Here is a 21,640-nt window from a genome sequence, read left to right as displayed (position 1 = left end):
AGTTGGCAATCCCCAGGTTACACATGTTGCACAAATGATTGTCCGGCACGCGGTAATGAATATTACTCCTGCTTGCTTTTACCTCGTGTATTCAGCAGCTGAATTTGTTGAATCCTATTTCAAACCCAAGAGGTATGTGAGTGCCATGATGCTTGATGCAACATGTCCCGCAACATGTCGTGTGCGGCCAAGCCCCGCAATGAAGCAATACCGCCAGCAACAAACTGTTGAGGGAGGGCGCTCACATGGGTGACATCAAAGTTCCAGGATCTGGCTCACAAGCTAGCCAGTCGGGTGCGGTGCCTCCCCAAGGAAGGGTGATAACCGGTCACTTTAATGGCAAGACTGTTGATCAGATTGTCAAGATTGGAAAGGAGAGTGATCCTGTAGGTGCCTTTAGGTATCTGTTTCGATTGGCACAAAATAAAAATAGCGAGGCTATAGAGGCCCTTAGAGGAGCGGCTCTGACGGCGCCTCTTAAACCGCAATGTACATTTAGTGCACTCGCTAAATCAGCAATGCCAGCAATACCAGCAATACTCACTGAATTAGATAAGTCAGAAAAGTTAGCACGAAATGCGGCAGAGCAAAAAGAGAGCGACGAGGGCGGCTCTGTCCGGCAAGTCGGCCCCTCTCTTGGGACACGACTAGATAGATACAATGCTCTAATAAAACTGCTAAAGTCTGAGTATCGCTGTAGGACCGATCCGCTACGTGATGACACGAATCTCCTGACAGGAAAAGCCAAAGTAGGCGAGGAAACCAGCCTGACGTTTTCGCAGTTTCACGAAAAGTTAGAAGAAAAGGGTGTCGCCAAAATAGCTGTTGCTTGGTTTAAGGTATTGGCAGAGTGCAAACTTAGACCTGAAGAACGGATCAAACAGCAAACCGAAGAACGGATCAAAATCCAGACTGCATTGGTCAAAGCTTTAAATAAGTTAAGAAAGCCTTTAATTGAAAAGCTAGAACAGGTACGCAAATCCAGATTCTCAGAAAATAGCACAAAGTTCTTTGATTTCCTGTTGTGCCTTCATAACACTGATGAAAAGCTTATGTTGCTGATGTGTGAGTTGCTATTGCTGTTTCCTGATGCGTCCATGAGACAATGTTATAGACTGGCCCATACACTTGATGCCGAGAGCATGAGGCGGCTTAAAGAGCTGAAACAGCTGTTTGAAAATGGATCCCCTAAAAGTCTTTCTAAGGCGGCTTGCAAGCTGGATGGTGAAGGCATGGGGTGGCTCAAAGAGTCGAAAAAGCTGTTTCCTAATGCATCCTTCAAAGAGCTTTTTTATGCAGCTTCTCGGCTTGATGACGCAGCTATGGTACGGCTCAAAGAGTTGAAAAAGCTGTTTCCTAATGCGTCCCTCATAGACCTTGTTGACTCAGTTCGTTGGCTTAATGCCGATCATATGGAGCTGCTCAAAGAGCTGAAATTATTTATTCCTAGTCAAAAGAAGCTCGGACGAGTTTTTAGAATTGCTCGTAAACATTTTAATAAAATTGAAATTGTTAAGGAGCTTAAACCGAATTGTAAAGGCCTGAATATATACCAGTTGGAAGAGCTGTTAGATAATATCGAAAACAGGATTGAGGCACTGAAAGAAAAGAAAGTTCTGAGTTTATTTTGCCAGCTATTTCTGCTATTCCCTGGTGAAGGGGTACAACTACTTCTAGTTACGGTCAATGTCCTTAAGGCCGAACAATTAGAGCGGATGAAAGAGCTGAAAGGGTTGTTTTCCTATGCGACCTTCAGAGAATGTCGCGGCGCGACCCGTCAACTTGATGCCGATGGTATGGGGCGGCTCATAAAGCTACGAGAGCTGTTTCCTGATGCGCACCTCAGAGAACTTTCTGATGCGACCAATCGTTTTGACACCGAGGCTATGGTTTGGCTCATCACGCAAAAAAGGAATTCGCCAGACAAAACCCTCCAACAGCTTTCAAATAAGAGCTAATGGAATTGACTCCAACCTTTGAACCCCTCGATTTCGAGCGGCAATGATCTTGTCAGGATCGGCCTTCCAGACGATTGGCTTGGGCTCGTTGGCGTTGTACTCTCGGATGAAGCGTTTGATGGCTTCCTAGCGATCAACGATGGAATGAAAGACGCCGTTTTTGAGCTGCCGCCGGCTCAGTTTGGCGAAGAAGCCTTCGACGGCATTGAGCCATGAGGAAGGGTAATCATCCCCAAAAACCAACGGGTTGAAAATTGGACTTCTCCGGCCTTTGATGCGCTTGGAGAACGACATGAAGAAATCAAGATTTACGGAAAGCCAGATCCTGGCAGTTTTGAAGCAGGGTGAGAGCGGGGTCCCAGTCGCCGATCTTTGCCGGGAGCACGGGATCAGCAACGCGACGTATTACAACTGGCGTTCCAAATATGGCGGGATGGACGCTTCGTTGATGTCTGAGATGAAGGCGATGGCCAAGGAGAACCGCCGACTGAAGAAGATGTATGCCGAGATGGCGATGCAGAACGAACTGCTGAAGGATGCTCTGGGAAAAAAGCCTTGAGGCCGTCTCAACGTAGAGAGATAGCCATGAATGCAATCCGTCTGCGTGGCGTGAGCATTGCGCTTGCTTGCCGGACTTTCCAGATCAGCGAAAGCTGCTATCGCTATGAACGCAAACTGGGCGACGAGAATGCCGAGATCGCAGACTGGCTGGTGCGGCTGACGACAACACACCGTACCTGGGGCTTCGGCTTGTGTTTCCTTTACCTGCGCAATGTCAAAGGCTTTGCATGGAACCACAAGCGCGTCCGGCGGATCAATCGTGCTCTTGAGCTGAACCTGCACATCAAGCCGAAGAAGCGTCTGGTTCGGGAAAAGCCGGAACCCTTGGCTGTCCCCGATGGCCCAAACATGACCTGGTCGATGGATTTTATGTCTGACCAATTGGCCGACGGGCGCAGCTTCAGGACCTTGAACGTTCTGGACGACTTCAACCCGTAGGGCCTGAATGGAGATGTCCACCTCAATGCCCAACGTCAACGCCGCGCTCCTGCAGGATTTCCTCCAGATCCCGATAGGAAACCGGATAGCGCACATAAAAGAAGACTGCGAAAAGAACGACATCCTTCGGGAAATGGTTTCCTTTGAAACTGATCAACGCTGTGCACCTGGAGAAATATGACGGGAGCCCAGACTTCTAAACGCCAACACACCCAAAGGGAACCAACGGTTAAAAATTTGCGACAGATCCTCTACCACCGCTGAGCCCCGTCAACAACTTGGCAATCCCCATCAGGGACAACTGGCTGTCAAACCGGATCTTCAAATCCTACGACCAAATCGTCGAAATCTGTTGTCGCGCATGGAACAGGGTAACTGACCAACCCTGGACCATCATGTCCATCGGACTACGAGATTGGGCACATCGGTTCTGAATTATGACGGTTGGTATAAGGGGCAGCTGCGTGCCGCCTGATGATTTGTGCAACACGGTGCGTTTTTTCTGGCTCGCGATAACAACCAGTCGCTCTCCCTGTCTTTTATACGGATGTTCCTGTGTCCTTCGATACAGGTATTGGCCTCCGTAAGAGGCTATTAGAGGATCAACAGTGTACGAGGCTCGAATGAGCCAAAAGGTCCTCCCAAGGTCGTACACTGCTGTTCCCTCTAGGATAACTTGCCCAACGCCCGTTCCTCGTGAACGGGCGTCTTTTTTGCTGGGGGCCTTCCCTCCAGGCTTGGATCGCTCTCATCGCCAAGGTCTTGCCACTGAACCGGGCCTGGCAATCAGTCGCCGCCTGCGCTCAGGCGCGGGAACCAGGTTTGGTGCGGACAGCGGGACTCGAACCCGCACAGCTCAAGGCTTCCGGATTTTAAGTCCGGTATGTCTACCAGTTCCCTCATGTCCGCGTTTTAGCGCCTTTTGAGCGCCCGTATTTTGTCCCCAAGCCCGATTTCTTTGCGAGCTCAGCGCGCAAAGCCGCATAGTTTGGTGCCACCATCGGGTAGCTTTCTTTAAGATCCCACTTGGCCCGGTAGTCTTCCGGGGTCATGCCATAATAGGCCTTCAGATGGCGCTTGAGGGATTTGAACCTTTTGCCGTCTTCCAGACAGATAATGTAGTCCGAATGGACCGATTTGTTGATGGGCACCGCCGGTTCCTGGGGCGCTTCGTCCAAGGTCCCGTCACTGTTCTTGCGAAGAGCCTCGTGAACGGAGCTGATCAGACCTGTCAGGTCCGACGTGTTGACTGTGTTGTTGCTGACATAGGCCGCCACAATGTCAGCGGTGCAATCGATGAGGCTGGTTTCGGCGTTGATGTCGTTCATAAGGTTCCTGCATGTGTTCAAACGGGTGAGGAGAGCTGGCAACATTCCTCTTCTCAAGAGCGGCACAGCCACCATTCTGAATTGCGTTATTCAGTAATGCATACAAGAATGGTCGACAGTGCCGTTTGACACTGCCGACCTGTCTGCGATCGAAGTTATAGCGGGCAATGCGAATGCTTCGACTTCGACCGCACCTGATGTTCAAACACATGTTGAGTGGGTATGCCTGAATACCAGGTCTTCGGCTGACATCATGCCAGCAGACGGAGAACTATAGCTGTCCCTGCCTGTTTTCAATTCTGACCTCTGTCGGTCAGTCAAACATAGTCCTCTGTTGAGGCTCGGCCCAATATCCACGTGCACGTTTGGAAGCCTCCAGGGCCATCAGCGCTGCGACCGCCTGGCTTTCGTGTTCGTAGCAGTCCAGCCGGACCTGCCCACCCTGACCGATGCGGCCCCATTCCCGGTAGAGTGTCCATTCCCCAAACAGGTTCGGCAGAACCGCCATCCGGTAGAACCGGGCGGCATTGTTCGGGGGATCGAGTTTTTCCAGATAGGTTTGCAACATCTGTGTGCCCACGATAGCCCTCCACGCCCGGGCGCTTGCGCACATCGTTCACCTGGACCAAGACGCCAGTTCACGAAGCTGGCGACCCCGACAGGATTCGAACCTGTGGCCATTCGCTTAGAAGGTGAGTGCTCTCTCCAGCTGAGCTACGGGGCCATGTTTTGCGTCAGATCATGAACAGGATCTGCACCCTTGCGGCGATGAAGATACAAATCCTGTCCACAATCTGGGGAGCGAAGAGGCCGGGGGGCCAGCCAAGCCGCTCCAGGGGACAGGCATAGCTCAAAACCTTCCAGGCTTGAAGCCTTGGCGTTGACAATGCTGTCATTCGCTGGCCGAAAGCAGGCAGGCTTTCAGGGTGCCGCGCGTCACAGGTGTGTGGTGTTTTGATGGGCTATCTAAAGATCAGCAGCGAGGCGAGGCTCGTTCGAGCCGAAGGTTCCTCCCAAGACGTCTTGCTGCTGTCTCTTAGCTCCGATAATGAGCGCCCGTTCCTCGTGAGCGGGCGCTCTTTTTTGGAGCACTCGATGGCAACGCGGGGGGCCTCACCGAGACATGCCCCTGTCCTTGCCTCTGTTTCTGGCTGTTGTCTGACTTCGGGCTTTGTTTTCCATCCCGCGTTTCTGGCCCGTCTCTTTCTGCTTGTGGTTTTCCTTTTCTAGGTCAGGCTTGGGGGCCAGTGCCTTGTTCACGGCGTTGGCCAAAGGCTGCGTCTCTGCATTTTGAGCCAGTCTGTCTGCGAGCAGCTTCCAGGCGTCCGGATGCTCGCGTGCCTTTTTGAAAAGGCTGACCATCATTTCCCGCTCTCTGCCTGACTGAGCTTTTTTGTGAAGTGTTGCCCGTCTCGCGAGTGCGGATAGAGCCACGTCTGGATCTTCGTGGTGCGATATTTTTTCCAGCTGCCTGTCCACGAGGCTATCGTTGAAGGGGAGTTGCTTGACTGGCGGCTGCGGGGTCTTCTGTGCCCCGTTGCTTTGCGGTGCCGGCCCGGCTTTTCCGTCCGGCCTTTCCACACGGCCAAACGTTTCGAAGGGATCGGCCTGCGAGCGAACGCGCTCCCCCATAGCGCCGTAGTGAGCCGCAGGTCGGTCCCGGTCTGGACTTGCCTCTGATTCCTGGTCGTTTTCCTTCACAGGTCCTCCCGAATGCTCATCAATGCTGCCGTTGTCCATGGAGAACACGCGCTTTTCCGGCGCGTTGTCGTGCCGAGCCGCCAAGCCGCCCTCAAGCCCCTTGACCTCAATCTCGCTGTTGATGCCAAGGGTGCTGGCAATCCCGCGCCGCTCGGCAAAGGCGGCGGTGTAGTCGAGGGTGGTTTCTTTTGCACCCGAACGCGACAGCTGCTCTGCCAGCTTGTCATATGCGAGCTCTTCGCCGCTCTGCACGGCCCAGGCATTGCGCTCCACCGTGCGCCCGTCGGGAAGACGAACGCTCTGTGATCCCTCACGCCGAAGCCCGATCATGTCGCCAATCTTCGGCCTGGCCTCACCAAGCGCCCGCTCCAGATCAACACCCCATGTGGTGTGCTGCGCGCCCTGGGCCGTTTCCAGGGTGACAAAGTAGCTCTTGGCGTTGCCTTGCTTGTGCTCGAACGGAGCAGCGCCATGAGCGACCAGACGCCCAGAAGTGTGCCCAGACGACTGACCTGAAGCGTGGCTGGCTGAACGGCCGGCAAACGCGCTTGCGTCGGCATAGAGCTGAACGTCCTTGCGATGCCGGGTCATGGCGACATAGGTCAGGTGCCGGTCCATGGTGCTGGAGGCCAGCACAAAGGCCCGGTCCACGGTCGCCCCCTGGCTCTTGTGGATCGTGGTCGCATAGCCATGGTCGATGGCCTTGTAGGTGTCCAGATCAACCTGGACGCTTCTGCCGTTCTCGCCGTCAAGCCGGGCGACGAGCCGGGGTGCAAGGTTGTCCCCGGACGTTTCGATGCGTTCCACCGTGCCAAGCATTCCATTCTTGACACCGAGCTCGCGGTTGTTTTCAAGGAAGACGATCCGGTCTCCGCTCGCAAAGGACCGCGTGCCGTCATTGGTTTCAGCCACGACCTCGCCGGCCTCCGCGCCCTTTGTCAGTGCCCCCCACTCTTGCAGCGTGGACCGGATCGCCTCATTCAAAGCCTTCACATCCGCCCGGCGATGCGCCAGCACCACGCGGCTGGCCTGCGGGTTGCCGTCCATGTCGGCCAGATAATCCCGAACAACAGCGCTGCGCGGTGCGAAGAATGACGCCACTGATGCGGCCGCAATTTGTGAAGCGGTAACCCGTCCCAATATGCGCTTTGTCGCGATCAAATCTCGAGAGGATCAGGCGTTCTTGATGCTGCATAGAGCCCGAGGCCTTTTAGTTCGGCAGCGAACCATGGCGGCATGTGCGTTCCGGGCGCATTTGGCTGAATATGGAGTTGTTGTCGCGCAGGGCCGACACCGGGTAGATGTGCTCATCGCGAAGCTTGACGAGATACGACAAGATCTGCCCGATGATGCGTGCTTTGCCTTGGATGCCCTCATCGGCCAACTGGACGCGTTGAACCGGCAGATCGAGGGGATCGATGCTCGGTTGGTTGAGATACACAAGACCAATGCGATCTGCCGCTTGCTTGCGACCATACCGGGGATAGGTCCGATCACCGCGACTGCGTTTGCCGCCACCATTCCGGATCCGTCCGCCTTCAGATCAGGGCGCGAGTTCGCTGCCTGGCTCGGCCTGACGCCACGCCAAAACTCGTCAGGTGGCAGGCACAGGCTTGGCGGTATCACCAAACAAGGTGATCGGTATCTCCGTCATTTGTTGGTTTTGGGGGCTCGTACGGTGGTGCGATATCCCAAAGCCCGTTCTCGTGTAGATGGTCCATGGATTGAGGCCTTGTTAGAACGGCGTCGACCCATGGTCGTTGCTGTCGCAGTCGCAAACAAGCTGGCTCGGGCGATTTGGGCAATGCTCTCTACCGGAGAGGTGTTCCGGAACGCATAACCGTGAAGATCGAACAAACTGAGACACGAAGAGATGGCACAGGTGCAATGACCAAGTGATGGCAAATCGGCAGAGCTGAGGATCGAGAAAGCCCGGAGAGCTTTAAGCGCGCCAAAGCGCGTCCCGTTGATGAGGCCTCGATCCGCGGATACCATCAGGGCCAGCAGTCATGTATGGGCTGCACGAACAGGCCGAATACATGAACGCACCCGCCGATGAAGATCACGTTCAAAACACTTGCGCCCGCGGGGCCGTCTATACATGAAGCTCTCGACAAAACCATTTTGCATCGGTTTTCCAGGTGCAATGTAGTGCCATTCGACGTTGCGGTCCTGTTGCCATTCAAGCATGGCGTTTGATGTGAGTTCCGTAACGTAACACCTTCGGAATGATGTTGATTTATAGGCTATGATTGCCTGTGCAGCTCTCAAATTGCGGAGCAGGTGATCATAGCCGGGTCTCAGGTCCCTACAGTGGTTTTGCACCAAACCATACCGCGAGGGAGACCGACTATGACCGATGCCAGTATTGCACAGACCGAGCCTGTTCTGGTGGCAATTGATATTGCCAAGTCACGCCACGAAGTCTTGCTGTCCATTCCCGGCAGAAAGCGTCGACGCCGCCTGACCGTTTTGAACCAGCTCGACGATTTCAACCGCTTGATCGCGCTGCTTCGCGATTATGGCCGTCCTGTTCGTGTCGCTTTCGAAGCCACCGGCAATTATCACCGTGCCCTGGCCTACAGGCTTGGAAGCGCAGGTTTTGAGGTGAAGCTTGTCTCTTCGGTTTCACTGGCACGTACCCGTGAAGCCTTGAACAACAGCTGGGACAAGAACGACCCGAAGGACGCACAGGTCATTCTTCATATGATGCAAATCGGGAACGAACAGTTCTACCATGACCCGGTGCTGTGCGGCACGAACGATCTTCAGGAACTCTCCAAGACCCACGACATTGTCTCGCGCTCGAAGACCGAGCTTTGGCACCGGGTTTTGACCCATTATCTGCCGCTGTATTTTCCCGAAGCAGAACGTTTTCATCGCAGTTCACGCAGTGACTGGTTCTTTGCCTTCCTGGAACGCTACCCATCACCGCATTTTATTTCTGCCATGAGCCAAGAGGCATTCATTGCCGACGCTTGGGAGGTTGTTGGCCGCAAGGTCTCAAAAGAGCGTTTGCTCGCAGATATTTATGAGACCGCCAAAACCTCCGTCGGTTTACCAATCGCCCCAGATTCCGATGCCGCAAAGATGTTCCGGATGGTTCTGGCAGAAGGGCGAAGCCTGATTGCGCAACGCAATCAGATTGAAGGGCTTGCCGAAGCTCTGCTGAAGGAAAACGCAGACTACACTCTTCTGACATCCATCCCCGGGATAGGTGCCATCAATGCGCTCACCATCTTGGCAGAGGCCGGAGACCTACGCCGGTTTCAACATCACCGCCAGTTCCTGAAGTTCTGTGGCATGGACTTGGCGACGATCCAGTCTGGCACATTCCGAGGTCAGACCAAGCTGTCAAAATACGGAAACGCCCGATTACGGCGCACCCTTTGGATGGCTGGGCAGGTCGCGATCAATCAACGCACCAACAGCTTTAGGGACAAGTTCGAGCGTTACATCGCCAAGGATCGACAAAACACACATTTACGCCGAAAGGCCTATACCGCAATTGCCGCCAAGATGGCCCGAACCATCCACGGGATAATCAAACGCGGCGAGCCCTATCGCCCCTTCTTTGAGGGGTGATCGAAAGCAGAAGGACCCTTCTCTGATCGGGCCGTAGAGGCAGGCATCTGACCTCGTAGATAATGTTCAGGCATTCTGCTCAACGACCCAAAGATCTCGTCTTAAGGACGGTGAGAGCCGCATAAGCGTACTCTGTGTTTGTTATGGGAGAGACATGTTGTTGACCTAAATGCCGAACTGATACACTTTCAAACATGCTGAAAAGCTTCAGCATGACAATGACCTGATGCCAAGTCTGCTAATCATTCCGAATATAGGACGTTGTCCACCCTGATGTTAAGGGGCTTGCCGCGCCATTCGATGATCCGCTCCAGCGTACGGATTAACCTGTCGCAATAACTGCGGCGAGATTGTTGAAGAATTCGAGTTCAGCTATCACGGCGATAGCGATCTGGATTTCTACCTATTCAGCGCCCTTGGCATCGGGCAAAGCACAATCCTGCCATTTATCGAGAAAGTCGACGAGTGGAGCGAGGATGCAAAATACTGCCTGATCGTTGCTGTCGGTGAGTGCGGGATGGCGTTCGATATTGAAGCCGACGATCCCTATGATCTGGATGTCGATTTCTATCACGATATGAATCTGATCGAACTGGCGCGCGTCTTTGTTGATGAAGGGCTATTCGGGAACATCCCAAGCAATCTAGAATACTATATCGACTATGACGCCATGGCGGCGGACCTAGCCCATGACTACACCGAAATCCTGATCGACGGCGTGGTCTGCGTCTATCGGTGTGCGTGAGGGAGGACTGCTGAACCGATTTGCTCAAGGTTCAATCGGATTATCTTGCCAATCCTCGCGCCCATGCCGAACGCGGATAATCAGGATATCGCGCTGTTCATCAACACTATAGACGATGATATGCGACCCGATGGGGTGGATATGGACAGGCGGATTAATTTCTTCGCGTGCACGAGAGATATGCGGGTTGCCTGCCAGAAGCTCGAAGCAGGCTTCAAGCTTGCCATGATATTTAATCGCTTGGGCTTCGCCGAACATCAATGTGCCTTCACCAAAGATGTTCTGAATATCTTCCGCTGCTTTGCGCGTGAGCCTATAGGCCATCGTCAGTGGAAGCGCTTTTCATCCGAGCGCGTGCAGATTGTAAGATATCCGCCATTGATTGATCGCTGATCCCGCTATCAAGTCCCTCAGAAACAAGCTTTTGCATCTGAGCAATCTTGTCGGCCCGTTCCTGATCGCGGCGGATCAAGTCACGGACATAATCGCTTGCATTTGCATAGCGGCCTGTCGCGGCCTGTGCTTCTACCCAGTCTTTCATCGGGTCAGGAAGGGATACATTCATCGTTGCCATAGTTCTCTCCATACTCTTTAAGTATGGCAGATATTGGCAAAGATTGTCAATCTCTAAATGAACTCAAGCCAGCTTGGGAGCGGATGAAAGGCTTTCTTGCGTTCAGTCATATCGAAATAAAGCCAATCCATCAGGTTTTCAGATAAGGTTCGTTCACCGCGTTCGTTGTCGCAATCGACGATATAGCGTTCAATCTCGACGGCCTCTGCCTCGACCAGCCAATCCACATACCGCCAGTAGGCATCGGGCAGAACGAGCTTTTCCTCAACGCCAAAAGCGTTTTTGACAAATCGCCCGACAGGCTCTGTTCCGCTTATTTTAGGTTGGTTTTCAAGATACTTTTCAAATTCATATTGATCCATAAAACCAGAATAGCAGAGCGGGTGTCCGCTCTGCTATTTGAAGATATTCCTAGCGTTCACGCCCGTGATCTTTGTCTTGTGATGGCGGTGCGATTGGTTTGAACTCTTTTTCTGGAGGATCGAAGTGTTGCTGGATTTTCTCCAGAGCCTGCATGTGTTTTTGCGTTTCCGGCCTCATCGCCCAGCCATTGCTGTAAAAGGCCACCAGATTTGAATCCTTGTTGATCGCCAATCCTGTAATGCGGCCACGCATCACTTCAAATCCTTTGATGGTCGCATAGGCAGACTTTAGGGTTTTGAACCCGCGCACCGGCCGGATCAGCTGCTTCAGCTTGCCGTGATCGGCTTCAACGACGTTGTTTAGATATTTGACCTGGCGGTGCTCAGTGTCTTGTGGGCATTTGCCCTCCGCTTTCAGCTCGGAAATAGCCACGCCGTAGGTGGGAGCCTTATCGGTATTGATCGCATGGGGCTTCTCCCAGTCTTTCAGTCCCCTTAAGGTTTTGCCCAGGAACCGCTTCGCCGCCTTGGTGTTTCGGGTGGCCGAGAGATAGAAATCGATGGTGTTGCCGAACTTGTCCACCGCCCGGTAGAGATAGGTCCATTTTCCGCGGACCTTGATGTAGGTCTCATCGACCCGCCAACTCCCCGAAACTGGCCAGCGCCATTGCCAGCGCAACCGTTTTTCCATTTCAGGTGCATAGGTCTGCACCCACCGGTAGATCGTGGAATGATCGACCCGAACACCGCGCTCGGCCATCATCTGTTCAAGATCCCGCTAACTGACCCCGTAACGGCAATACCAGCGAACAGCCCACAACACGACTTCGCCCGTGAAATGACGGCCCTTAAACGCATTCATAAAATCACCAAAACAAAGTTGAAAGCTGCCTCATCGAAAAATCAGTCGACTTTTGCAACAGAGCCATATTTGCCATGCTGCGACAAAACACGGAGTTCCGTACCGCTTAAACACGAGGGGCACGGCAGAGAGGTGCAAGACTGCGAGAAATGTGACGACCGGTTTGAATCCGGTGTGAAGGGAACCTGAGTATTATAATGGCTCATCGAAGCCGGTCACTTGGTAATCGTCCCCAAAAACCAACGGGTTGAAAATTGGACTTCTCCGGCCTTTGATGCGCTTGGAGAACGACATGAAGAAATCAAGAATTACGGAAAGCCAGATCCTGGCAGTTTTGAAGCAGGGTGAGAGCGGGGTCCCAGTCGCCGATCTTTGCCGGGAGCACGGGATCAGCAACGCGACGTATTACAACTGGCGTTCCAAATATGGCGGGATGGACGCTTCGTTGATGTCTGAGATGAAGGCGATGGCCGAGGAGAACCGCCGACTGAAGAAGATGTATGCCGAGATGGCAATGCAGAACGAACTGCTGAAGGATGCTCTGGGAAAAAAGCCTTGAGGCCGTCTCAACGTAGAGAGATGGCCATGAATGCAATCCGTCTGCGTGGCGTGAGCATTGCGCTTGCTTGCCGGACTTTCCAGATCAGCGAAAGCTGCTATCGCTATGAACGCAAACTGGGCGACGAGAATGCCGAGATCGCAGACTGGCTGGTGCGGCTGACGACAACACACCGTACCTGGGGCTTCGGCTTGTGTTTCCTTTACCTGCGCAATGTCAAAGGCTTTGCTTGGAACCACAAGCGCGTCCGGCGGATTTATCGTGCTCTGGAGTTAAACCTGCGCATCAACCCGAAGAAGCGTCTGGTTCGGGAAAAGCCGGAGCCGTTGGTTGTGCCAAACGAGGCAAATGTCACCTGGTCAATGGACTTCATGTCGGATCAGTTGGCCGATGGGCGTAGCTTCAGGACTCTGAACGTGCTGGACGACTTCAACCGGGAGGGGTTGGGCATTGAGGTGGACATCTCCATTCAGGCCCTACGGGTAATCCGTACGCTGGAGCGGATTATCGAATGGCGCGGCAAGCCCCTTAACATCAGGGTGGACAATGGCCCGGAAAACGTCAGTGCGGCGTTGCAAATGTGGGCTTCACGGCGCGGGATCGGGCTGCAATACATCCAGCCCGGCAAACCGCAACAGAACGCCTATATCGAGCGCTACAACCGAACCGTCCGCCATGAATGGCTCGGACAATACATATTCAACACGATCAAGGAGGCACAGGATCACGCCACACGCTGGCTATGGACATACAACAATGAGCGGCCAAATATGGCCATCGGCGGCGTTACGCCGAAAATGAAACTGACAGCTGCAGCCTGAAGTCCAGTTATCGACCCCGCGAAAAATGGGATGATTACCACTTGTCGAGGCCTTCACACACGCAGATTTCCCATTTGGGCGCACCAGCACCGTTCTGGTGACGCCGGATAGATGTTGGCACCCAGATACCGGCTTCGATCAGATCTCAAAAACCTTGCATCGGGAGAGCTGTCCATAGATGTAATAGGTCGCGTTGCTGATCCCGTGCTCCCGGCAAAGGTCAGCAACAGGAACGCCACTCTCGCCCTGCTTCAAAAGGGCCAGGATCTGGCTTTCCGTAAATCGTGACTTCTTCATCTCGTTCTCCAAGCGCATCAAAGGCCGGAGAAGTCAAATTTTCAACCCGTTGGTTTTTGAGGACGATTACCCAATGCCGTCATTCAAATCGCCCGAACACCAGATTCAATCATAGCTCAATGGCATTCCCCTTAAGACAAAGCCAGAGTTCCGACTACGACAAAAAATTTGCGGCTCTACCGCTCACAAATCAGGAAAGTTATCTAAAATTGGGCTATCTATCCTGAAAAATACTACTGAATCACAGTCTTTGGCCCCAATTTGCTTATAAAAATCATGGGCTTTTTTATTGTCTGCTGAGGCAAGCCAATCGATTCGAAGCATTCCTCTATCTCTAGCGGATGCAACAACTTTTCTGATTAGCATCTTACCTAACCCATGGTTTCTATAGCTAGAAGATACAAAAATCTCCTTCAAAAATAGACCGGCCTTTATCCCCGGCCCAGGAATGGAAGCGCACATTGCCAAACCAACCGGAATATCATTAGCATCGCAGACAACCCAAACTTCAAACGATGCTGGAATATTGTTCAGGTCCCATAAAATGTCTTCTCGGTCCTGCACGCTCAGATCATGAAACACCTGAAGCTCTGCAATTAAATCCGCTACTCGGAATATGTCCGTGGCTTTATACGACCTAACGGAAAAGTTCGATTTAAAAGATATTTCTTGCATTACTTTCCTTGGAAATTGCCGTCAATCGCCCGCCAGAGCCAGTATTTCACACCGCCAATGACAATCACCATCTCATCAAGGTGCCGCTTGTTGTTGGGCTTGGGCCGGTCCTGGCGAATGCAGCGCGCGAAATACCGACCAAACCGGTTCACCCAGTTGCGGATCGGTTCCCGGCTGACACGAATACCGCGCTCCGCTAGAAGGTCTTCAACATCTGCGATACTTAGCGCGAAACGCTGATACGCCCAAACTGCGTAGAAGATGATCGACCTGGGAAAACGGAACTCTGAATTATTAAAGCGATCTACCAAACCGAAACCAGATTAACAACTACGCAACCCCCATCCCTTTTCTCAATCTGATCTAGCGCGAAATGCCCAAGGATGAGGCGATCCACTTCACGCCAACCCCTTCCTCATGGCTCAATGCCGTCGAAGGCTTCTTCGCCAAACTGAGCCGGCGGCAGCTCAAAAACGGCGTCTTTCATTCCATCGTTGATCGCTAGGAAGCCATCAAACGCTTCATCCGAGAGTACAACGCCAACGAGCCCAAGCCAATCGTCTGGAAGGCCGATCCTGACAAGATCATTGCCGCTCGAAATCGAGGGGTTCAAAGGTTGGAGTCAATTCCATTAGCTCTTATTTGAAAGCTGTTGGAGGGTTTTGTCTGGCGAATTCCTTTTTTGCGTGGTGAGCCAAACCATGTTGAAAGATCTTTGAAGGACGCTTCAGGAAACAGCTCTCGTAGCTTTTCGAACCGCCTCACACCACCGGCCTTAAGCCAACGAGCTTCATTAGAAAGCTCTTCAAGGGACGCATTAGGAAACAGCTTTTTCAACTCTTTGAGCCGCCCGATAGTCGCGTAATCAAGACAATTAAGTACATCAACAAGCTCTTTGAAGGACGCATTAGGAAACAGCTTTTTAAACTCTTTGAGCCACCCCACAGCCGCGTCATTAAACATTTCAACTACAACAACAAGCTCTTTGAAGGACGCATTAGGAAACAGCTTTTTAAACTCTTTGAGCCGCCCCACAGCCGCGTCATTAAACATTTCAACTACAACAACAAGCTCTTTGAAGGACGCATTAGGAAACAGCTTTTTCAACTCTTTGAGCCGCCCCATGCCTTCACCATCCAGCTTGCAAGCCGCCTTAGAAAGACTTTTAGGGGATCCATTTTCAAACAGCTGTTTCAGCTCTTTAAGCCGCCTCATGCTCTCGGCATCAAGTGTATGAGCCAGTTTATAACATCTTCTCATGGACGCACCAGGAAACAGCAATAGCAACTCACACATCAGCAACATAAGCTTTTCATCAGTGTTACGAAAGTACAACAGGAAATCAAAGAACTTTGTGCTATTTTCTGAGAATCTGGATTTGCGTACCTGTTCTAGCTTTTCAATTAAAGGCTTTCTTAACTTATTTAAAGCTTTGACCAATGCAGTCTGGATTTTGATCCGTTCTTCGGTTTGCTGTTTGATCCGTTCTTCAGGTCTAAGTTTGCACTCTGCCAATACCTTAAACCAAGCAACAGCTATTTTGGCGACACCCTTTTCTTCTAACTTTTCGTGAAACTGCGAAAACGTCAGGCTGGTTTCCTCGCCTACTTTGGCTTTTCCTGTCAGGAGATTCGTGTCATCACGTAGCGGATCGGTCCTACAGCGATACTCAGACTTTAGCAGTTTTATTAGAGCATTGTATCTATCTAGTCGTGTCCCAAGAGAGGGGCCGACTTGCCGGACAGAGCCGCCCTCGTCGCTCTCTTTTTGCTCTGCCGCATTTCGTGCTAACTTTTCTGACTTATCTAATTTAGTGAGTATTGCTGGTATTGCTGGCATTGCTGATTTAGCGAGTGCACTAAATGTACATTGCGGTTTAAGAGGCGCCGTCAGAGCCGCTCCTCTAAGGGCCTCTATAGCCTCGCTATTTTTATTTTGTGCCAATCGCAACAGATACCTAAAGGCACCTACAGGATCACTCTCCTTTCCAATCTTGACAATCTGATCAACAGTCTTGCCATTAAAGTGACCGGTTATCACCCTTCCTTGGGGAGGCACCGCACCCGACTGGCTAGCTTGTGAGCCAGATCCTGGAACTTTGATGTCACCCATGTGAGCGCCCTCCCTCAACAGTTTGTTGCTGGCGGTATTGCTTCATTGCGGGGCTTGGCCGCACACGACATGTCGCGGGACATGTTGCATCAAGCATCATGGCACTCACATACCTCTTGGGTTTGAAATAGGATTCAACAAATTCAGCTGCTGAATACACGAGGTAAAAGCAAGCAGGAGTAATATTCATCACCGCGTGCCGGACAATCATTTGTGCAACATGTGTAACCTGGGGATTGCCAACTTATTTTGTACGGTCGGCAAGATGCCCTGCTTTTGACGGATTTCAGGCGTTCATTTCGCGTGTGTAGTCGTGCCACAAGCCGAAGGGCTTGATGATGTAGACGCCCTTCCTGGACAGCTTTGCCATGATCCGTCTTCTCATCCAGCGGGCATCGCCGAACAGGTCGCTTTTGGATTGCTTGCGGCTGTCAGGATTGAGACTTGTCCGCGCAATTGCAGCGAGCGCGGCAATTCCAGCCAGGCCGTTGGCGCAGCCAAGAACCAGGAACTGAACGTCTGCTTCTGTCAACAAGCCGAAGACCTGATTGAGGTAGCGCAGGTGTTGAACCGCGTTGCCGTCAGGCATGGCGGCCAGGTGTGGTTGGAACCAAACCCAATAAAGGGTGATGATATCGTCGGACTTCCAAAACACAGAGCCGCCGCGCCGCCCGCAATGAACCGGGCAGCCCCGTTGACGCTTAGGAACGCAACAGCCCCACCCAGAAGCACAACAGACACCAGCCCCTTGACCAATTCCTCGTTGTTGCCTGGCAAGAACAGAACAACACGCCCGGCCATGACCGCGGCAAAGAAATTCTGGAACAGGCGCACATCGCTCGAGATGTAGCGCACGGGCAATATCATGCCGCCCGAAGACGCTCTTCTCGCCGCTGACCAGGGTCAGAAGATCCTCAGGATGGGCTAGAATGGGGATTGCCAACTTATTTTGTACGGCCGGCAAGGTGCCCTGCTTTGGCCGGATTTCAGGCGTTCATTTCGCCGGGCGCATAGCAGAGATCGCACCGGCGTACCTATGACGCGCGTCACTCCCATGAAAAGAACCTATCGTTAGCCTTATATTCGAAAGTACTGAAGGAAATCTTTTCATGAAATCTAACTATTTTGAAATTAACGCGAGTTATCCTACAGAGCAATCAACGGTAGCAACTCAATATCCGACTGCTGAAATGACATATTTGAGCGACGACGCAGCCAATTACAGCCGCGCGACCCACACTGACATGCCCACAAACTTTGCATCCAACGCTATCAGTGATTATTCAGCATCCTTCGGGACCATGTTGGACAACGGGACCGTTCTCGTTTCAAGCGGGCAATTTGATGTGACATGGTCTGCAGGTTCAACCGCCGAACCTCTTGTCTTGACGGGTTCTTCAGGTGACGACACGCTCATCGGAACCGCCGACGATTTCACCATCGACAGAACGACAAGTTCCTCAGGTAGCGACACGCTGACGGGTTCTTCAGGTGACGACACGCTCATCGGAACCGCCGACGATTTCACCATCGACAGAACGACAAGTTCCTCAGGTAGCGACACGCTGACGGGTTCTTCAGGTGACGACACGCTCATCGGAACCGCCGACGATTTCACCATCGACAGAACGACAAGTTCCTCAGGTAGCGACACGCTGACGGGTTCTTCAGGTGACGACACGCTCATCGGAACCGCCGACGATTTCACCATCGACAGAACGACAAGTTCCTCGGGTAGCGACACGCTGACGGGTTCTTCAGGTGACGACACGCTCATCGGAACCGCCGACGATTTCACCATCGACAGAACGACAAGTTCCTCAGGTAGCGACACGCTGACGGGTTCTTCAGGTGACGACACGCTCATCGGAACCGCCGACGATTTCTCCATCGACAGAACGACAAGTTCCTCGGGTAGCGACACGCTGACGGGTTCTTCAGGTGACGACACGCTCATCGGAACCGCCGACGATTTCACCATCGACAGAACGACAAGTTCCTCGGGTAGCGACACGCTGACGGGATCTTCAGGCGACGACAAGCTCATCGGCGGAAAGGGCGACGACAAGCTCATCGGCGGAAAGGGCGACGACAAGCTCATCGGCGGAAAGGGTGATGACAAGCTCATCGGCGGAAAGGGTGACGACAAGCTCATCGGCGGAAAGGGCGACGACAAGCTCATCGGCGGAAAGGGTGATGACAAGCTCATCGGCGGAAAGGGTGATGACAAGCTCATCGGCGGAAAGGGTGATGACAAGCTCATCGGCGGAAAGGGTGACGATCAAATGTACGGCGGTGCCGGATCTGATACCTTTGTATTTAAGCCGGGCTTCGGCTCCGATCGGATCTCTGATTTCGACATGGACGCCGATCGTCTAGACTTTAGCTCCATGATTGATGCAAACGGAGTGTACATGCTGACTGCGACGAAGCAATCCGATCAGGGACTGGAGTTGGCGTTTTCCGATGGTAGCTCACTTATGCTTGACAGTGTATCCGCCACAAAGATAGGTGATCCGAACATGATGTTTTTAGACGACTTAACATTCTAGAGTGAGTCACGTCAAAAGTAGGGCATCTTGCCGGCCATACAAAATAAGTTGGCAATCCCGGCAATCGCCGTGATGAACAAGATGGATATGAAAATCGACCAAAAACTCTACCGCGAATTCCGGTCCTTGATACTGCCCAGGGAAGGTTTCGGGCGGGTCCAGAGGGCCTGAGGGTGACATTCCCTCGGGCTTACTTGACCCGGTCAGTCAAACATAGTCCTCTGTTGAGGCTCGGCCCAATATCCACGTGCACGTTTGGAAGCCTCCAGGGCCATCAGCGCTGCGACCGCCTGGCTTTCGTGTTCGTAGCAGTCCAGCCGGACCTGCCCACCCTGACCGATGCGGCCCCATTCCCGGTAGAGTGTCCATTCCCCAAACAGGTTCGGCAGAACCGCCATCCGGTAGAACCGGGCGGCATTGTTCGGGGGATCGAGTTTTTCCAGATAGGTTTGCAACATCTGTGTGCCCACGATAGCCCTCCACGCCCGGGCGCTTGCGCACATCGTTCACCTGGACCAAGACGCCAGTTCACGAAGCTGGCGACCCCGACAGGATTCGAACCTGTGGCCATTCGCTTAGAAGGTGAGTGCTCTCTCCAGCTGAGCTACGGGGCCATGTTTTGCGTCAGATCATGAACAGGATCTGCACCCTTGCGGCGATGAAGATACAAATCCTGTCCACAATCTGGGGAGCGAAGAGGCCGGGGGGCCAGCCAAGCCGCTCCAGGGGACAGGCATAGCTCAAAACCTTCCAGGCTTGAAGCCTTGGCGTTGACAATGCTGTCATTCGCTGGCCGAAAGCAGGCAGGCCCCCTGGTGCCTGAGGTCAACGGTTTCCGAATGCCGCGCGGATCTCATGGAGGTGCGTCATGGTGAATACGGTTCACTTTGTCATGCAGGGGAAGGGCGGGGCCGGCAAGAGCCTGACCTCTTCCATGCTGGTTCAGTATTTGCGGCATAAGGATCGGCCGGTCCAGGCCTTCGATCTTGATCCGGCGACACCGACCCTGTCGGCGATTTCAGCGCTTGGCGCGCGCAAGATCGACATCATGGCGGGTGATGACATTGACCCGCGCCGGTTTGATGCGGTGATCGAGGGGATCTTCGAGGCAGCTGAGGGCGGGCACACGGTGATCGACACGGGCACGTCCTCCTTCATTGCAACGTGTTCCTACCTTCTGGAAAACAGCGCGTTTGAGCTTCTGGAAGGCTCGGGCGTGCGGGTCTATCTGCACTGTCCGCTGTGCGGTGGTGCTGCGCTGGACGACACGTTCAACTCGTTGCTGGCCATGGCCCGGAATTTTCCGGGCGTGCCGCTGGTCGTGTGGTTGAACGAGTTCTTCGGGCCTGTTGCCAAAAACGGCAAGCCGTTTGAAGAGAGTGGACTTTGTCAGGAAAACGCGGGCCGGATCGCTGCGATCATGCGCCATCCGAAGGTTCAGGCGGGCACGTTCGGCGAGGACATCCGCACGATGATGGCCGCCAATCTGACATTTGTGGAAGCGATCGGGTCGCCGGATTTCAATCTGATGGCACGCCAGCGTTTGAAGATTTACTGGCAGCAGGCGATTGACCGGTTCGACCAGGCGGCCTTTCTGAAGGAACCTGCTGCTGAGCCGGCTGCCGCTCCTGTCATCGAGGCCGCGCAATGACAGCCCTGGTCCAACAGGAAGATCCGTTCCAGGAGCCGGAGCTGGAAGCGACGAGTGACGGGGGAGCAACTGCGCCCTTGCAGGGAACACCGGCCTGGCACGTCTCCACCGAGGAAGCCATTGCGGTGGTTCACCAGCAGACCAATGTCTCCTTGCAGCCCGATGATCCGGTTCTGGCCGTGACGTCTGTTTTGAACCTGTTCGGCGACAATCTGAACGAGCTGTTGCAGGCTGAGCGGGCTGCCCTCAAAGGTCAGATCAAGGCGGATGTGTCGGTTGCCAACACGGCTATCAACAAGACGATTGCCGAGGTGTCTGATCAGCTTGAGACGGTGGCGAAGAACCTTGGCAACGAGGCAATCCAGACACTGATCGATACGGTGACACGGCACGCTGTTGATACGGACAGGATTCGCCGCGCGCTCCGCAATTCCACCTATGCCCTCTCTCTTCTGGCGCTGGCGAACTGGTTCGCTGTCGCTGCTTTCTACTTCATCCTCAAATAGGGACGTTTGAACATGACACTCATCAAGACACCCGGCATCCGTTCAAGGCTTCTGGCAAAGGCGGAGCGCGCCTCTCTTTCCCTGTCGTCTTTCCTGACGACTTGCGTGGCCTTCCCCGCCACAGCCCTGGCGGCGGCCGGATGGGCAGACCAAGCCACAACCATGTTCACGGATCTGGAAAACGGTCTGGTGTCCTTTGCTGCGCCTGTGATCGGGATCGGTGTGATTGTCTATGGCATCTGGGCGATGGGCACGGGCCGGATTGACATTGTCCGTCTGGGCCAGCTGGTCTGTGGCGGGGCCCTGGTGATGTTCGGTCCGGCGGCCCTTCGCACCCTTGTCGGGGCGTAACC

The 21,640-nt window shown here is 53.4% G+C and carries 20 protein-coding genes, 3 tRNA genes and 10 pseudogenes; 12 read left to right on the top strand and 21 right to left on the bottom strand.

Translation table 11 applies throughout. From position 1 onward, the window contains the following. Window positions 1–245: 245 nt before the first annotated feature. Entirely contained in the window at window positions 246–1,958 is a 1,713-nt protein-coding gene (locus FIV00_RS03815) for a hypothetical protein (RefSeq protein ID WP_152499518.1), read from the top strand. Here FIV00_RS03815 and FIV00_RS30245 read toward each other — a convergent pair. After that, window positions 1,944–2,174: pseudogene (locus tag FIV00_RS30245) on the bottom strand (IS630 family transposase); the annotation flags it as partial. The gene FIV00_RS03815 and the pseudogene FIV00_RS30245 overlap by 15 nt on opposite strands. A 76-nt stretch (window positions 2,175–2,250) precedes the next feature. Here FIV00_RS30245 and FIV00_RS03805 point away from each other — a divergent pair. After that, window positions 2,251–2,951, top strand: a pseudogene (locus FIV00_RS03805) (transposase); the annotation flags it as partial. A gap of 31 nt (window positions 2,952–2,982) precedes the next feature. Here the strand turns inward: FIV00_RS03805 and FIV00_RS03800 are convergent. Further along, window positions 2,983–3,114, bottom strand: a pseudogene (locus FIV00_RS03800) (IS6 family transposase); the annotation flags it as partial. Between the two features lie 91 nt (window positions 3,115–3,205). On the opposite strand from FIV00_RS03800, the pseudogene FIV00_RS30240 reads away from it, so the two are divergent. Then, window positions 3,206–3,391, top strand: a pseudogene (locus FIV00_RS30240) (IS630 family transposase); the annotation flags it as partial. A 389-nt stretch (window positions 3,392–3,780) separates the two neighbouring features. Here FIV00_RS30240 and FIV00_RS03795 read toward each other — a convergent pair. From FIV00_RS03795 to FIV00_RS03775, 6 genes are all read right to left on the bottom strand, one after another. Next, window positions 3,781–3,866: transfer RNA gene (locus tag FIV00_RS03795), tRNA-Leu, on the bottom strand. Beyond that, entirely contained in the window at window positions 3,857–4,285 is a 429-nt protein-coding gene (locus FIV00_RS03790) for a MucR family transcriptional regulator (RefSeq protein WP_152499395.1), read from the bottom strand. Before FIV00_RS03790 ends, FIV00_RS03795 begins: the two co-directional genes overlap by 10 nt. A 313-nt stretch (window positions 4,286–4,598) precedes the next feature. After that, window positions 4,599–4,865 carry a WGR domain-containing protein gene (locus FIV00_RS03785; RefSeq protein WP_247649335.1) on the bottom strand — a complete coding sequence of 89 codons (267 nt, stop codon included), beginning with the start codon at window positions 4,863–4,865 and terminating at the stop codon, window positions 4,599–4,601. Window positions 4,866–4,932: 67 nt separating this feature from the next. After that, window positions 4,933–5,009: transfer RNA gene (locus FIV00_RS03780), tRNA-Arg, on the bottom strand. A 10-nt stretch (window positions 5,010–5,019) separates the two neighbouring features. After that, on the bottom strand, window positions 5,020–5,181 hold the full coding sequence (locus tag FIV00_RS29590; protein WP_173005872.1) for a hypothetical protein: 162 nt from the start codon (window positions 5,179–5,181) through the stop codon (window positions 5,020–5,022). Window positions 5,182–5,398: 217 nt separating this feature from the next. Then, window positions 5,399–7,087, bottom strand: coding sequence for an ATP-binding domain-containing protein (locus FIV00_RS03775; protein WP_371419567.1), 1,689 nt, complete (start codon window positions 7,085–7,087; stop codon window positions 5,399–5,401). Between FIV00_RS03775 and FIV00_RS03770 the strand changes: the two genes are divergently transcribed. Beyond that, window positions 7,062–7,826: an IS110 family transposase gene (locus FIV00_RS03770; protein WP_371419578.1), complete on the top strand. Its 765-nt coding sequence runs from the start codon at window positions 7,062–7,064 to the stop codon at window positions 7,824–7,826. The genes FIV00_RS03775 and FIV00_RS03770 overlap by 26 nt on opposite strands. 263 nt (window positions 7,827–8,089) lie before the next feature. Here the strand turns inward: FIV00_RS03770 and FIV00_RS03765 are convergent. After that, a pseudogene (locus FIV00_RS03765) lies at window positions 8,090–8,197 on the bottom strand (integrase core domain-containing protein); the annotation flags it as partial. Between the two features lie 141 nt (window positions 8,198–8,338). Here FIV00_RS03765 and FIV00_RS03760 point away from each other — a divergent pair. Both FIV00_RS03760 and FIV00_RS30235 read left to right on the top strand, forming a co-directional pair. Next, window positions 8,339–9,597, top strand: a pseudogene (locus tag FIV00_RS03760) (IS110 family transposase). A gap of 491 nt (window positions 9,598–10,088) precedes the next feature. Beyond that, on the top strand, window positions 10,089–10,316 hold the full coding sequence (locus tag FIV00_RS30235) for an antirestriction protein ArdA (RefSeq protein WP_247649337.1): 228 nt from the start codon (window positions 10,089–10,091) through the stop codon (window positions 10,314–10,316). 24 nt (window positions 10,317–10,340) lie between these two features. On the opposite strand, the gene FIV00_RS03750 is transcribed toward FIV00_RS30235, so the two are convergent. From FIV00_RS03750 to FIV00_RS03735, 4 genes and pseudogenes are all read right to left on the bottom strand, one after another. Then, complete coding sequence (locus tag FIV00_RS03750) at window positions 10,341–10,640, bottom strand: type II toxin-antitoxin system RelE/ParE family toxin (RefSeq protein ID WP_152499515.1); 300 nt, start codon at window positions 10,638–10,640, stop codon at window positions 10,341–10,343. Next, the gene (locus tag FIV00_RS03745; RefSeq protein ID WP_152499514.1) at window positions 10,630–10,890 is read right to left on the bottom strand and encodes a type II toxin-antitoxin system ParD family antitoxin; all 261 of its coding nucleotides are present in this window, start codon (window positions 10,888–10,890) and stop codon (window positions 10,630–10,632) included. The genes FIV00_RS03750 and FIV00_RS03745 overlap by 11 nt, the downstream gene beginning before the upstream one ends. Window positions 10,891–10,943: 53 nt before the next feature. Next, window positions 10,944–11,252 carry a hypothetical protein gene (locus FIV00_RS03740; RefSeq protein ID WP_152499513.1) on the bottom strand — a complete coding sequence of 103 codons (309 nt, stop codon included), beginning with the start codon at window positions 11,250–11,252 and terminating at the stop codon, window positions 10,944–10,946. 226 nt (window positions 11,253–11,478) lie between these two features. Beyond that, window positions 11,479–12,114: pseudogene (locus FIV00_RS03735) on the bottom strand (IS6 family transposase); the annotation flags it as partial. A 292-nt stretch (window positions 12,115–12,406) separates the two neighbouring features. On the opposite strand from FIV00_RS03735, the gene FIV00_RS03730 reads away from it, so the two are divergent. Next, window positions 12,407–13,494, top strand: a protein-coding gene (locus tag FIV00_RS03730; protein WP_371419552.1) for an IS3 family transposase whose coding sequence is annotated in 2 segments (ribosomal slippage) — window positions 12,407–12,668 and window positions 12,668–13,494 — 1,089 coding nt in all. Because the reading frame shifts where the segments join, the coding sequence is not laid out codon by codon here. 180 nt (window positions 13,495–13,674) lie between these two features. On the opposite strand, the pseudogene FIV00_RS03725 reads toward FIV00_RS03730, so the two are convergent. From FIV00_RS03725 to FIV00_RS03715, 3 genes and pseudogenes are all read right to left on the bottom strand, one after another. Beyond that, a pseudogene (locus FIV00_RS03725) lies at window positions 13,675–13,791 on the bottom strand (transposase); the annotation flags it as partial. Window positions 13,792–13,974: 183 nt separating this feature from the next. Then, window positions 13,975–14,466, bottom strand: coding sequence for a GNAT family N-acetyltransferase (locus tag FIV00_RS03720; RefSeq protein WP_152499435.1), 492 nt, complete (start codon window positions 14,464–14,466; stop codon window positions 13,975–13,977). A 14-nt stretch (window positions 14,467–14,480) separates the two neighbouring features. Next, window positions 14,481–14,777 (bottom strand): annotated as a pseudogene (locus tag FIV00_RS03715) (IS6 family transposase); the annotation flags it as partial. A gap of 83 nt (window positions 14,778–14,860) precedes the next feature. On the opposite strand from FIV00_RS03715, the pseudogene FIV00_RS30230 reads away from it, so the two are divergent. Beyond that, window positions 14,861–15,112: pseudogene (locus FIV00_RS30230) on the top strand (IS630 family transposase); the annotation flags it as partial. Here FIV00_RS30230 and FIV00_RS03705 read toward each other — a convergent pair. Together FIV00_RS03705 and FIV00_RS03700 are read right to left on the bottom strand one after the other, a co-directional pair. Then, on the bottom strand, window positions 15,076–16,578 hold the full coding sequence (locus tag FIV00_RS03705) for a hypothetical protein (RefSeq protein WP_152499512.1): 1,503 nt from the start codon (window positions 16,576–16,578) through the stop codon (window positions 15,076–15,078). The pseudogene FIV00_RS30230 and the gene FIV00_RS03705 sit on opposite strands and share 37 nt — an antisense overlap. Before the next feature lie 286 nt (window positions 16,579–16,864). After that, window positions 16,865–17,233, bottom strand: a complete 369-nt coding sequence (locus FIV00_RS03700; RefSeq protein WP_173005873.1) for a hypothetical protein — start codon at window positions 17,231–17,233, stop codon at window positions 16,865–16,867. 454 nt (window positions 17,234–17,687) lie between these two features. On the opposite strand from FIV00_RS03700, the gene FIV00_RS30465 reads away from it, so the two are divergent. After that, window positions 17,688–19,130 (top strand): calcium-binding protein, encoded by a 1,443-nt coding sequence (locus FIV00_RS30465; RefSeq protein WP_152499509.1) that lies wholly within the window; start codon window positions 17,688–17,690, stop codon window positions 19,128–19,130. A gap of 203 nt (window positions 19,131–19,333) precedes the next feature. On the opposite strand, the gene FIV00_RS03685 is transcribed toward FIV00_RS30465, so the two are convergent. From FIV00_RS03685 to FIV00_RS29580, 3 genes are all read right to left on the bottom strand, one after another. After that, window positions 19,334–19,600: a WGR domain-containing protein gene (locus tag FIV00_RS03685; protein WP_247649335.1), complete on the bottom strand. Its 267-nt coding sequence runs from the start codon at window positions 19,598–19,600 to the stop codon at window positions 19,334–19,336. A 67-nt stretch (window positions 19,601–19,667) separates the two neighbouring features. Beyond that, window positions 19,668–19,744 (bottom strand) — tRNA-Arg (locus FIV00_RS03680). A gap of 10 nt (window positions 19,745–19,754) precedes the next feature. After that, window positions 19,755–19,916, bottom strand: a complete 162-nt coding sequence (locus tag FIV00_RS29580; protein WP_173005872.1) for a hypothetical protein — start codon at window positions 19,914–19,916, stop codon at window positions 19,755–19,757. An 82-nt stretch (window positions 19,917–19,998) separates the two neighbouring features. Between FIV00_RS29580 and FIV00_RS03675 the strand changes: the two genes are divergently transcribed. Genes FIV00_RS03675 through FIV00_RS03665 form a run of 3 tightly spaced genes read left to right on the top strand, consistent with a single transcriptional unit; the run spans window position 19,999 to window position 21,638 of the window. Further along, entirely contained in the window at window positions 19,999–20,781 is a 783-nt protein-coding gene (locus FIV00_RS03675) for a conjugal transfer protein TraL (protein WP_152499508.1), read from the top strand. Continuing rightward, entirely contained in the window at window positions 20,778–21,287 is a 510-nt protein-coding gene (locus tag FIV00_RS03670; protein ID WP_152499507.1) for a hypothetical protein, read from the top strand. The genes FIV00_RS03675 and FIV00_RS03670 overlap by 4 nt, the downstream gene beginning before the upstream one ends. Window positions 21,288–21,299: 12 nt before the next feature. Continuing rightward, on the top strand, window positions 21,300–21,638 hold the full coding sequence (locus FIV00_RS03665) for a TrbC/VirB2 family protein (protein WP_152499506.1): 339 nt from the start codon (window positions 21,300–21,302) through the stop codon (window positions 21,636–21,638). Window positions 21,639–21,640 lie beyond the last annotated feature (2 nt).

The sequence above is a fragment of the Labrenzia sp. THAF82 genome (assembly GCF_009363435.1).
Lineage (GTDB): Bacteria > Pseudomonadota > Alphaproteobacteria > Rhizobiales > Stappiaceae > Roseibium > Roseibium porphyridii.
Note: the sequence above shows the minus strand (reverse complement) of the source record. Positions and strands in the feature narration are given on the sequence as shown.

Coding starts and splice junctions, on each gene's coding strand:
- FIV00_RS03815 (WP_152499518.1), top strand. CDS start 246: ATGGGTGACATCAAAGTTCCAGGATCTGGCTCACAAGCTAGCCAGTCG.
- FIV00_RS03790 (WP_152499395.1), bottom strand. CDS start 4,285: ATGAACGACATCAACGCCGAAACCAGCCTCATCGATTGCACCGCTGAC.
- FIV00_RS29590 (WP_173005872.1), bottom strand. CDS start 5,181: ATGACAGCATTGTCAACGCCAAGGCTTCAAGCCTGGAAGGTTTTGAGC.
- FIV00_RS30235 (WP_247649337.1), top strand. CDS start 10,089: ATGGCGTTCGATATTGAAGCCGACGATCCCTATGATCTGGATGTCGAT.
- FIV00_RS03750 (WP_152499515.1), bottom strand. CDS start 10,640: ATGGCCTATAGGCTCACGCGCAAAGCAGCGGAAGATATTCAGAACATC.
- FIV00_RS03745 (WP_152499514.1), bottom strand. CDS start 10,890: ATGGCAACGATGAATGTATCCCTTCCTGACCCGATGAAAGACTGGGTA.
- FIV00_RS03740 (WP_152499513.1), bottom strand. CDS start 11,252: ATGGATCAATATGAATTTGAAAAGTATCTTGAAAACCAACCTAAAATA.
- FIV00_RS03720 (WP_152499435.1), bottom strand. CDS start 14,466: ATGCAAGAAATATCTTTTAAATCGAACTTTTCCGTTAGGTCGTATAAA.
- FIV00_RS03705 (WP_152499512.1), bottom strand. CDS start 16,578: ATGGGTGACATCAAAGTTCCAGGATCTGGCTCACAAGCTAGCCAGTCG.
- FIV00_RS30465 (WP_152499509.1), top strand. CDS start 17,688: ATGAAATCTAACTATTTTGAAATTAACGCGAGTTATCCTACAGAGCAA.
- FIV00_RS29580 (WP_173005872.1), bottom strand. CDS start 19,916: ATGACAGCATTGTCAACGCCAAGGCTTCAAGCCTGGAAGGTTTTGAGC.
- FIV00_RS03675 (WP_152499508.1), top strand. CDS start 19,999: ATGGTGAATACGGTTCACTTTGTCATGCAGGGGAAGGGCGGGGCCGGC.
- FIV00_RS03670 (WP_152499507.1), top strand. CDS start 20,778: ATGACAGCCCTGGTCCAACAGGAAGATCCGTTCCAGGAGCCGGAGCTG.
- FIV00_RS03665 (WP_152499506.1), top strand. CDS start 21,300: ATGACACTCATCAAGACACCCGGCATCCGTTCAAGGCTTCTGGCAAAG.